Below are 10,221 nucleotides of genomic sequence, written 5' to 3' on the forward strand. Positions count from 1 at the left end.
GCGGGAATCAGGTGACGTGAACAATCACCAGCCTGCCATGACCGCCCCCTCTCAGCGAATTTGCAGAACTCTCAGCACACTACCTCGCGGGGGGACACCTTGCGGCGGGCGGGCCGCTGGGCCCGACCGGTGAGACTCAGCGCCCGCCGGCAAACAATATCGCACGCCTGCCAATGCCCACGAATCATACAAACGGAGGAAGGAAGATCTAACCAGCTATCGCCATTTCCGATGCGAACGCCTAAGCCTTTTATGAGACCTAAGCGCAGCTTGCAGGCCGCAGCATGGTCCCAATTTGGGACGAATAGTTTGGCACCCATATTGCACCCACATCTTTCGCCGGCTGATCCCCGGTCCTGATCGCGTACTCTGATCAGGTGTAAGGCTCGCCGGGCTCGAGGTAGTTGGGGTCTTCGCCCGGCGAGTTGTCTACCAATGCGCAGTCACAGCCACACGGTGACGCCATACTCCGAAATGCCGCAAGCATTCCGCGGTTGTGCATCGCCCGACCAAGGTCCGATCGGTATGGGACTTCAGTCGCGCAAAGGGCGATACGGTCTGCGACTCCGGATTTTTTGCTAGATTTCAGAGGGTTACAAAGCGCTTCGCAGTCGTCAGTCGCTCATTGCAACAAGCATTTATCTAAAGTTCATTCAGTCGAATTAGGAAACTCTTATAAGCCGCTCTATAACGAATCGGCGAGGTGGCTATTCGACTGAGGAGGTACCATGACATCCCGAAAAACGCTGTTGGCAGCGCTTGCCGCGCTTGCGCTAGTGACCGCTCCTGCTTTCGCTGGCGCGGGTGGAAACGGAGGTGGTCACGGCAATGGTGGTGGTCACGGCAATGGAGGTGGTCACGGCAGTGGCGGTGGTCACGGCAATGGCGGTGGTCACGGCAATAGCGGCAAGTCCGGCAACAGCGGCGGGAAGTCCGGCAACAGCGCTTCGCACGGCAAGTCGGCATCGGCTCACGCCGGAAAGAAGGCCTCGGCCGACGACCAGGTCGCCGTCGACGACATTGAGGTCGCCGCGACGCCTAAGGACAAGAACATTCACGCCAAGCTTGGCCGGCTGAACTCGCTGCAGCGCAACATCAACGCATATATGAACTCCAAGAGCAAGAAATTCGCCGGCATTCAGGCTTATGTGACAGCGTCGGCGGCCGCGAAGAGCGCCCAAGCCGCGGTGGATGCCGCCCAAGCCGAAGTCGACGCTTTGAACGCCAAATTGAACGACCCGAATACTCCGGCCGACCAAGTCCCGACCCAGGAGCAGATCGATGCAGCGCAGGCAGCGCTCGATACGGCCAATATAGCGGCGGCCGATGCTGCTGCCGCCGTCCCATCGCTGGATGACGCGCTCGCCGATATGGCCAACAAGCCGGTCGACGCCAAGGTCACCGAATGGGCCAACGGCGTGCTTGCCGAGAAGATCGACGAGATGGCTGCCAAGCAGACTCCCGCGGCAACGCCGTAAGGCGGTCACAGCCGAGCGATCCTAGCCGAACGTCCAAGCCGCCGGGTCACACCCCCGGCGGCAGGGCGACGACGAGCTTGCCACCTTATTCTCCTCTTTGAGGGCGACCCTAAACAAGCGGAGTCGCTACCGACGCGTAGGAACAAAAGTGCCGAAATACCGTGTTGAGGATATCGCAGCCGACGCCGTGACGGCCACCCACACCGTCAACGCGAAAACTCCGATCAGGGCGGCGCGCGAAGCGGCGGAACGCGACGTCATTCTACGCCCGGCCACATCTTCGAATACAGCTCAGCCTGTAGGGCGGTCCATACCCGGCTGGCCGCGGCTCACGCTGGTTTCTTGAAACGCACCATGCCGCCGACCTCGATGAGTTCGACTATTGACCCGGACCAGGGTTCTCTCGGTCTGGTTTTGAGCGAGCGGGGGAAGCAATACGATTTCCTGGACGTGCCGCTTGAGGCGTTTGTCGCGTTCAAATCTGCCTTCACCAAGGGCCGCTATTCAACAATCACATCCGCAACCAACTATGCATTCCGGCTCGCCCAAGAAAAGGCTGCAGGCTCCTTGGACGATTAAGGGAGGTTCTTTCAGAAAAACGGCCCGCGCTGATCGAAGGGCGCGGGCCGGTCCGTTGCCGCCGGTCGGCAGCGGGAGGCATCCATTCCGGCCGGTGCAAACCGGCCCCTCCCGCCACAATTAGCAACCTTCGGCAGTCGTTTTCATCTGTCCAGGGGCTGCGGACTTGGCACTGGTGTCATCCTGTTGACCAGGAGCGGCCTGCTTAGCACTGCCACTCTGCTGGCCCGGCGCACAGTCCTTCGCTGAGTTCGAATTGGTCGACTTCGTTGTGGTCGAATCCGTGTTGTTATCTGTCGTCGGCATCGTTGTGGTAGTGGAGGAGCCACTCGACGTCGTCCCTGTTGTCCCTGTCGTCCCCGCGAACGCAAGCCCGCTGGAAAGAGCCATCATGGCAGTGGCAAAAAGAAGCCGTTTCATTCTTCATCTCCTAATGGCAAGTAATGTCCCTTCCATTCGATAACGGGGGATGCGAAGGATCGGTTCCAACGCGACCTTGTCTTGACCGGCAGCTTTGGGGCGGCCGTTAGCGGACTGGCAGCCTTCACGCGGCGGATCTTCGGTAGCTGACATTCCGGCTAGCGCGGACATCGCCTTCCCCATGGGCAGAAATTAGTCTCCTGGGGCCCGCCCACGTTTCTCTCAAGCCACCGATTTCATGGCCGACAGGTTATCACGATGTGTCTGAAGGTGGAGAAGCTGATCGTCGCCCCTTGGTTGTGCAGCCCTTCAGCCGTGGGCCAACCTCCGAACACCCTTGAAAAAGGACTTGAAGTCGTCCCGCACCAGAGCGAACGTCTTCGGATGATCGGGATAACACGGCGGTCACGAGACACCTGTTCCCGCGTCTTTTGCTCGCTCGCCGGCGCAGCGGCAAATTGATCATAGAGTGTACTAAGTGGTCTTGCTGCTCCGGCATCTCGCCGTGAGGAAGAAATGACGCTGAGGATGCCCAACTGTCGTCGGGTCCGCTGGCCGCGCTTATGGGTCACGCCGCAGGCGTTGCAATCCCTTCTAAAGCGATGATCCTGGTGTTAGCGGAACGTTTGCGGATCTCGATCAGCCGGGCGTATTCCGGCGAATTATACCAGCCCATCAATGACGCCATGTCGGGGAATTCGACAATGACCAGTCGGTGTGGATCCCAATCACCTTCCAAAACCTTGGTGGCGCCACCGCGGCCCAGGTACCGCCCACCGTACCGCTCTTCGGTAGCGGGAACGTCCCGCCGATATTCCTCGAACAAGGCAGCGTCTTTTACGTCTACATCCGCTATCAGATAGGCAGCCATCTGTGTTTCCTCCTTAGACCTACCTCGCGCTCCTCGGCTTCGGCGTCGTCGGTCCGCACCCTGTCGACGATCTCCGTGCGACATCCAGCGCCAGCGCGCTTTTCGATGATTGTTGGCGCTGCCACGGCTTTCCTTCTTTCGCATAGTTCGCAAAGATTAGCATGATCGCTGCTCTCGTGTCTGGCGGTCTCCCTCAAAGCGTCATCGAGCGCCCTTCAGATGAGACACCGCCGTCTCGACAGGTAGGCTCGGCAGGGTTCGGTATTTCTTCGGTTCTTTTCAACCAAAGCTTGTCGAAAAGCGCGAATGAAAATAGGAAATATGCAACCTGAAAGATGATAAAAATCAGCAAGGTCCATGCAAGGGACTTCCAGAACGAATCGGTTGCTAGGTAAGTCCAGGTCACTACCACGGTCGACGTGGCAAACATCCCAATCAGTAATCGCGGAAAAAACATCATGTTCAATGCCGCCCCATAGCTGGACCGACCGGTCTCACGTCTACTCCCCAGAAGAACGTAAGGTTTCACTAAATTAGTAATTGCGCAAGCACCAATGGCCAGAACCAAACCTTCCGAACAGCTTTCCCGGGCTGAAATCGAGCGCTTCCTGGCGGCAGCCGAAGCGCTGCACAAGAGCATCGTCGGGCCGCTGTGCGTACCACAGCGAGCATGCCAAGCTCTGTGAGCTCCATCGACCCCTTTTGAAGGCGATCGAGAACATCACCGGCCACAAGGCGCAGTTCATCCAAAGGAACGGGACAGGGCCGTCTCAGCCGCGCGGGAGCCGTCTGGCTAGCCGCCGGTCAAGTCCTAAGCTCGGATGCGAAGCTTCGCTTCTCTTCCCGCAGGGTATTGCGATGCATTTTAAGCGCTTGAGTTTGCCGACGGTCTTCTCGAAGCGTACACTTTATTACCTGGGGTGGCGAAGCCCGCCAGCCGAATGGTTGCCCTCCGCTCGCAGCCAACCGGCTCCGTGGCTCGGTGAATGGCTAGCACTGTCGCAGCAGTCCTCCGAACGCAGCCCGCCATGGCGGTGGCCAGCTTAGCAGTCTGATGCCCCCTCGCGGGCGAGATTGTCCACGTCGAGCGGATTGCTGACCAGTTTCAGCGCGCCGTCCGGGTTGCGCGGCCATTCCGCTTCCGGGCGATCCCAATAGAGTTCTACCCCGTTGCCGTCGGGATCGCGCACATAGATCGCCTCCGAGCCGCCATGGTCATTCGCGCCGGTGAGCGTCACCCCTGCTGCTCGCAGGCGGCGCAGCGCAGCCGCCAACGCCGCCCGTGTCGGATAGAGAAAGGCGACATGGTGTAGGCCCGTCGTGCCAATGGGGGGCGCGGCGCCGCCGCGGCCTTTCCAGTTAGTGAGCGCCAGATGATGGTGATATCCGCCCGCCGCGAGAAAGGCAGCCTCCTCGCCTAGCGACAGGTTGACGCCGAACCCGAGGGCACCGCAATAAAAGGCTAGCGATCGCTCGATGTCGGCGACGTTGAGATGGACGTGACCGACCCGAACGCGCGGGTTGATGGCATATTTTTCGACGAAGCTGGCGGCGTCATTGGGATTGATCGATTGATCGTTCATGGCCTCCGCTCCCCTGCTGGCGATTTCGACAAGCGTAAATATCGCGCAAATGCATTGCCCGGAAAATATGAGATGACTGGAATGAGCATCCCGTTTTCTGCATAATCCGGGAATGCGCATCGACGAGATATGTGTCTTCATCAACGTCCTCGAGGCAGGGAGCTTTGCCGGCGCGGCGCCGTCTCGGCATGCCTGCAACGACAGTGAGCGCCAAGGTCGCGGCCCTGGAGCGACGGCTCGGGCTCTCGTTGATCCAGCGCACGACCAGAAAGCTGCGCGCTACGCCCGAGGGCCAAGCCTATTTCGAGCGGTGTCGCATCGCGCTGCGAGAAATCGAGACCGTCGAAGCTGAGCTTCGCGCAGAGTCGGCGGGGATGGACGGACAGCTTCGGCTGACGGCGTCAGTGGATATCGCGCAGACGCTTCTACCGCCTGTTATTGCAGCGTTCCGTAAGGCTTATCCGGCGGTCGCCGTTGATCTCTTCGTCACCGACCGCGTTGCCGATCTCGTCGCCGACGGCATCGACCTCGCCGTGCGCGTCGGCCCGTTGCGCGATTCCAGCCTGATCTCACGCGCTTTCGTGACGGGTCCTTCAGGACACTTCCAAGGCCTACCTCGGCCGCCGGGGCACACCTGTCTCACTGGAGCAACTCGAACATCACGATCTAATCGCCCTCAGCAAGGCATGGGCGCGACCGCTGCCGATGCTGGCGGGCGACCGGAAGATCGGTGTTGACCTGACAGGGGGCCTCACCTGCGATGATCTGCTAACGGTGAGGGCGCTCGTGGCGATAGGATTGGGCATCAGCTTTCTTCCAGGCTATCTCGCCCATCAGCTCGATCTGGTGCGGGTACTCCCCGAACTGCGTTCACCGTTTACCGGCCTATTCTTTGCTTATCCGGCACAGAAGTGGGCGCAACGACACCGGTATTGGTTTGAGAGGAATCCGGTGTGATTCATAGATTGCCGACTGATTCTGGAGGTCGGCAATGTCTACGAAGATGACGGAGATGGATTGGTCGGCGGCGCTGGAGGTGTTCCGCGGATCGCTGCCACGGCGCGGAGCCAAGGGTCGGGACGACCCTGCTATTCGTGGAGGCTCTGCACTATTCTCAGTCCACAACATTACATGGCGAGCGCTGCCGGAGCGTTTCGGCAAATGGAACAGCGTTTGGAAACGCTTCGACCGGCTGAGCAAGGCGGGCGTGTTCGAAACGTTCTTTGATCATCTCGCTGCGCTCTCGTCGTCGGCGCACCTGGTGCAGATGTTCGACAGCTCCGTGGTGCGCGGTCATGTCTCGGCGGTAGGGGCAAAAGGGCCTAGGCGATAAGATAGGTATTGCCCTGCGGAATCGGGTGGGATTCTAACTGCGATGACACACGAATTGCTTGCAGACGACGGTTGGGCCGAGACGATTGAGCTTCTCGGCGGCGAAGATTTGCTTACGCGGAGCGCCCGCGAGACGAAGGCGTTCCTGCGTCCGCAGGGCGTTCAATCGGCGCCCGATTTGTTGCGCCTGACGCGCGGCGGCTTCTCGACCAAAATCCATCTGAAGACACCTAACGCGTTCATTGGACAGCGACCCATTACTTGGCCCGCCGGCTCATGTTGGCGGGCTTTTTTGCGTCAGTCGGGAACAACCTCGCTCTGAGGCTGTTCGGTCACACCCGGCTCGTTCTTCAGCGATTCCTGCCGGTGACCAAGATGTCCTCTCCACTCGTCATGGTCGGCCCGCGCAGCCTCGGAAGCAGGCGCGGGCCTCATTCGCCGTCATTGCTGTGTTCTCGGTGCGCAACCGCTTCTTTGAATGCGCGTGCTGCTGCATCGCAAGCGCACACGTGAGGAGCCGTTCACGGACAGGATGATTTCGGCTGCCTTCACGGTCAAACCGTGTTTTTCGGCGAACTCTGCGGCTGTGTATGCGAGTTTTGTTTTTTCGCTACTCCGCATTTCTGACTCCATAGATCTCTTGCGCCTCGTGCAAGCTCTGTCGGGCCTGTTGCAGTGATCGATGCAAGTTCGCCAGCAATTCGTCGGCGTCGGCCGTCGGACTGCCTTCGTGATCCAGTAAGCCGACGATAATATCCTGCTTGGAAACGATGCTCTCGTTGTGAACGAGTTGGCCCATAAAATACATGAGCCGGCTCTGTGCCGGTGTGGGCATGGGCCTTCTCCCTGGTCGGGCGAAAGCCTGATGATCGCTCCCAAGCGCCTCGTGCCTGTTTGTTTTTGATTTTTCGAGGCGACCGCAGCAGTGTGCGCTCGTTAGCAGGCCATGGCAACCGGCCAGGCAATTGCAGCATCCACGCTGCGCACGCCGCCCTGACCGCGCGTGCCGGCCCCTGGCGTCGCTCGGCCGCTACTTCAGTGTTTCCGGTTGACAATCGTGGTCGGCGCACCGCATTTTCGCATTGAGGGACAAACGTGGGGAACCCTGCATGAAGAAGCCTTATCAGAAGCCGGAACTAAAGAAGCGCGAGAAGCTCTCGGCCGTAACGGCTGTGTGCACGCCATCAACCTGCACCGATGAGTGAGAACCTTTAGGCCCAAGGCGCTTTGCCGAAATTCGCTAGAGAGGGACTGCAGTGAAGAAAGAATACAGCAAGCCAGTACTGACCAAACGTGGGCGTCTCAGCGCAGTGACGGCGCAATTGGCACCCAGTGTTGAACCCAGAGGAGCCTAGGCAAACCCCTGCAACAAAGCCAGTTGGCTTCGGCGGCGGGCTTTTCCGCTTCCAGGCGCCGAAACTTATCTTCGCGTGCCTGTCACAACGAGCCATGCGGTTTCCGTGCTCGGTCTCCGCACTTCAGGGTCGCTGAACCCTGCATCTCGCAAGGCAGCAATGACCTCATCCGGCTCGCGAGGTGTAAAAATGTCGGCCGGCATGTTCATCCTGTCCATATGCGCCTTCGGGAGGAAGCCAAGCACGACGCGACCGCCTGGTTTGACGCGAGCGAGCTCTGCGGATCCAGCTCTAAGGCTTTGCCAGAAGTACACTGTGTGGACGCTGAGAGCCTTGTCGAATGTGCTATCCGGCAAGGGCAAGTCCTCGGCTAGCCCGATTCGGAACTCGGCTCGTCCGCCGCGCACTGCATCGGCGAACCGGCGGCAGGCAGCGTTCACGACATCTGCGAGCGGTCAACCCCGCAAACGAATGCTGCCTCACGGGAGAAGTTGCGGCAGTAAAACTGCGCCGCCGAAACCGACCTCCACGGCGCGATCTTCCGGGACCAGGTGCACTTGATCGAGAGCGTAGCCGTTGAGCCGGGCATTGCCCCGGTTCATTCCGGCCCGGACCAGCCAGCCGCCGGTTCGGTCGGCCAGGACAGTGGTTTCGCTATAAATCGTGGCGCCATCCGATCCCACCCATATTCGGGTCATCTAGCCACCATGCGCCTAGAAGCGGCCGCCCCGCAAACGCTGCTTCGATAGCGATGACCAGTTGGGTTGTGCTGCGCTCTTACGCGTCGCATTCCAGCGGCTGGTGGTCCGGTTGCTCGTGCCACATCACCTGGCGGAAGTCGCGACGGTCTACCTTTTGCGCGCAAATGGGGCGCGCCTAGAAATGCTCTTCCCAGTCAGGTCATGTGGCTTGCCGGGGATGGGCGGTCCGAGGTTGGCTATTCTGGCCGTGCCCGACCGAACCCGTCGTAGCGGCAAAACTTCTGCAAGGCGTGCCCGTTGTCCGATCGCCCGCTCGCATTTTTTGTACCATATATTCGCGGCTTCCATTAGCATCCCCTCATGGCAACTCTGCGGTACGGCGTAAGGCGGGAACCGGATGGGACGTGGACGGTGTTCGACGTGTTCACCGGGCTGCCGGCTATTGTAGCGGGCCACCCATCTGTCGACCTTCCCGACATGGAGTATGCCGAAGAGCTGGCGCCCATCCTGAATGCCAACGACCTGAAGCAGACGCTATCTCAAGGGAGGTTCCCCGGAGGGTTCGCCTGACTGAAGTGGCATTAGCCCCCGTTGTATGCCCATCCAGGATGGTTCGTCCGATCCGAGCAAGCATTTGTTATTGATCTACCGACTACGACGGTCTTAAATCGACTTGCCATTGCGTTTCGTAGGGAGGATGTGATGAGCAACGTGGTGTCAATTCGCAAGGCCACGCCTCGCGTGGAAGTGGTCGGAGCCAGTGGCGAATGGGTCGTCCGCATCATAGAGACCGACCAGGAAATTACACGCTCATTCGGCCTGGAATCGTTTGCGCTGTCCTTCGCTGAAGGCCAGCGGATACGGCTACATCTCGACAAGGTTGTGCGGCTTCAGGACCCTCCTGCGGCTAGGTAACCTCAGTACCTGGACGGTGTTGGACGATTCCATGGCTGGTGAGATGCTTGCGGTGTGACGTCTCTCGTCCGCCGGACGCAAGGGCGGCGGGCACCTTTTGAATTGACAAGGCGCGGGCTGATTGACAACCTTTGGCTGTAAATGCGCTTTGCCTCAAATTTCCACTGGAGGGACTGCATGAAGAAAGAATACAGCAAGCCAGTACTGACCAAACGTGGGCGTCTCAGCGCAGTGACGGCGCAATTGGCACCCAGTGTTGAACCGCGATCCACATCCTAAGCAAACCACGGCCCTGCAACAAAAGCCCGCTGGCTTCGGTCGGCGGGTTTTGTTCTGACGCGTGGTAGGAACCGGCGATGAGGCTGTTCCTCGTCGCACTCGTTGTTTTGTCTTTGATGGCCGTCGGCTTCTGGCTGGCGGCCCAGTTGTTCCTGCCTCACTGATCGAGCTCCAGCGGCTCATGATCTGGTTGCTCGTGCCACATGACCTGGCGGAAGTCGCGCTTGTCGACCTGCTGGCCGCAGATCGGGCATGGGTGAAATCGATCGTGCCCGTCCTGCGGTTGGTGTGGCTTGCCGGGCTTAGGCGGTCCAAGGTCGGCTATTCTGGTCATGCTCGAACGAACACGATTTCGCGGCAAAAGTTCCGTCAGTTGCTCTTCTCAGTTGGTGAAAGACATCGCACCAAAAGCGATAGTCATCTGGTCGACCGTCGAAATGAGCCTCCAAAGCGCACTGCGCCACGGCGGTCGCCGCTTCCAACCCGTAGAGATCGACCGCAGATTGAGCGGCCTGATCTCGGTACATGCGAGGCGAGGAGGAATTGCAGCGCACCTATTTCGTCTGGCAGGTCGGACTTCATCGAATCGGAATGGGTTTTTTACACATTCGTTTATCTATTCATGGTTTCTAATACATATGGCATCCAACGCGTTCACCCGGATTTGGTTTGCTTTGAGCCGCCTAAGGCGCGCCACGAACGGTAACG

At 59.4% G+C, this 10,221-nt stretch carries 16 protein-coding genes; 8 read left to right on the forward strand and 8 right to left on the reverse strand.

Annotated features, from left to right (window positions below; all coding sequences use genetic code 11):
- Positions 1–728: 728 nt before the first annotated feature.
- Both NKJ88_RS32610 and NKJ88_RS32615 read left to right on the forward strand, forming a co-directional pair.
- Positions 729–1,478 (forward strand): hypothetical protein, encoded by a 750-nt coding sequence (locus NKJ88_RS32610; protein WP_352446944.1) that lies wholly within the window; start codon positions 729–731, stop codon positions 1,476–1,478.
- Positions 1,479–1,832: 354 nt separating this feature from the next.
- Positions 1,833–2,057 (forward strand): hypothetical protein, encoded by a 225-nt coding sequence (locus NKJ88_RS32615; protein ID WP_352446945.1) that lies wholly within the window; start codon positions 1,833–1,835, stop codon positions 2,055–2,057.
- Between the two features lie 120 nt (positions 2,058–2,177).
- On the opposite strand, the gene NKJ88_RS32620 is transcribed toward NKJ88_RS32615, so the two are convergent.
- The 4 genes from NKJ88_RS32620 to NKJ88_RS32630 form a co-directional block, all read right to left on the reverse strand.
- Positions 2,178–2,477 carry a hypothetical protein gene (locus NKJ88_RS32620; RefSeq protein WP_155927313.1) on the reverse strand — a complete coding sequence of 100 codons (300 nt, stop codon included), beginning with the start codon at positions 2,475–2,477 and terminating at the stop codon, positions 2,178–2,180.
- 568 nt (positions 2,478–3,045) lie between these two features.
- Complete coding sequence (locus NKJ88_RS32625) at positions 3,046–3,348, reverse strand: DUF1330 domain-containing protein (protein ID WP_023670645.1); 303 nt, start codon at positions 3,346–3,348, stop codon at positions 3,046–3,048.
- A 193-nt stretch (positions 3,349–3,541) separates the two neighbouring features.
- The gene (locus tag NKJ88_RS33090; RefSeq protein ID WP_502902986.1) at positions 3,542–3,988 is read right to left on the reverse strand and encodes an exopolysaccharide production repressor protein; all 447 of its coding nucleotides are present in this window, start codon (positions 3,986–3,988) and stop codon (positions 3,542–3,544) included.
- A 403-nt stretch (positions 3,989–4,391) separates the two neighbouring features.
- On the reverse strand, positions 4,392–4,931 hold the full coding sequence (locus NKJ88_RS32630; protein WP_352446950.1) for a VOC family protein: 540 nt from the start codon (positions 4,929–4,931) through the stop codon (positions 4,392–4,394).
- A gap of 188 nt (positions 4,932–5,119) precedes the next feature.
- Between NKJ88_RS32630 and NKJ88_RS32635 the strand changes: the two genes are divergently transcribed.
- The 4 genes from NKJ88_RS32635 to NKJ88_RS32650 are packed head-to-tail and all read left to right on the forward strand — an operon-like array spanning position 5,120 to position 6,585.
- Positions 5,120–5,668 (forward strand): LysR family transcriptional regulator, encoded by a 549-nt coding sequence (locus NKJ88_RS32635; protein WP_352446946.1) that lies wholly within the window; start codon positions 5,120–5,122, stop codon positions 5,666–5,668.
- The gene (locus NKJ88_RS32640; protein WP_084630787.1) at positions 5,574–5,888 is read left to right on the forward strand and encodes a LysR substrate-binding domain-containing protein; all 315 of its coding nucleotides are present in this window, start codon (positions 5,574–5,576) and stop codon (positions 5,886–5,888) included. The genes NKJ88_RS32635 and NKJ88_RS32640 overlap by 95 nt, the downstream gene beginning before the upstream one ends.
- A 34-nt stretch (positions 5,889–5,922) precedes the next feature.
- Positions 5,923–6,264 (forward strand): transposase, encoded by a 342-nt coding sequence (locus tag NKJ88_RS32645; protein ID WP_352446947.1) that lies wholly within the window; start codon positions 5,923–5,925, stop codon positions 6,262–6,264.
- Between the two features lie 42 nt (positions 6,265–6,306).
- Positions 6,307–6,585, forward strand: a complete 279-nt coding sequence (locus tag NKJ88_RS32650) for a hypothetical protein (protein WP_023670652.1) — start codon at positions 6,307–6,309, stop codon at positions 6,583–6,585.
- A gap of 288 nt (positions 6,586–6,873) precedes the next feature.
- Here the strand turns inward: NKJ88_RS32650 and NKJ88_RS32655 are convergent, their stop codons facing one another.
- The 3 genes from NKJ88_RS32655 to NKJ88_RS32665 form a co-directional block, all read right to left on the reverse strand.
- A complete protein-coding gene (locus NKJ88_RS32655; RefSeq protein WP_023670653.1) occupies positions 6,874–7,098 on the reverse strand; it encodes a hypothetical protein in 225 nt (74 codons plus the stop codon).
- A 585-nt stretch (positions 7,099–7,683) separates the two neighbouring features.
- The gene (locus NKJ88_RS32660) at positions 7,684–8,058 is read right to left on the reverse strand and encodes a class I SAM-dependent methyltransferase (protein ID WP_352446948.1); all 375 of its coding nucleotides are present in this window, start codon (positions 8,056–8,058) and stop codon (positions 7,684–7,686) included.
- A gap of 39 nt (positions 8,059–8,097) precedes the next feature.
- Complete coding sequence (locus tag NKJ88_RS32665; RefSeq protein ID WP_023685378.1) at positions 8,098–8,316, reverse strand: hypothetical protein; 219 nt, start codon at positions 8,314–8,316, stop codon at positions 8,098–8,100.
- A gap of 414 nt (positions 8,317–8,730) precedes the next feature.
- On the opposite strand from NKJ88_RS32665, the gene NKJ88_RS32670 reads away from it, so the two are divergent.
- The gene (locus NKJ88_RS32670; protein ID WP_352446949.1) at positions 8,731–8,889 is read left to right on the forward strand and encodes a hypothetical protein; all 159 of its coding nucleotides are present in this window, start codon (positions 8,731–8,733) and stop codon (positions 8,887–8,889) included.
- A gap of 132 nt (positions 8,890–9,021) precedes the next feature.
- Entirely contained in the window at positions 9,022–9,234 is a 213-nt protein-coding gene (locus NKJ88_RS32675) for a hypothetical protein (RefSeq protein WP_023690461.1), read from the forward strand.
- Between the two features lie 581 nt (positions 9,235–9,815).
- Here the strand turns inward: NKJ88_RS32675 and NKJ88_RS33095 are convergent.
- A complete protein-coding gene (locus NKJ88_RS33095) occupies positions 9,816–10,040 on the reverse strand; it encodes a Y4oE-related protein (RefSeq protein ID WP_081725497.1) in 225 nt (74 codons plus the stop codon).
- Positions 10,041–10,221: the final 181 nt, after the last annotated feature.

The organism is Mesorhizobium sp. M0016 (assembly GCF_040324035.1).
GTDB lineage: Bacteria > Pseudomonadota > Alphaproteobacteria > Rhizobiales > Rhizobiaceae > Mesorhizobium.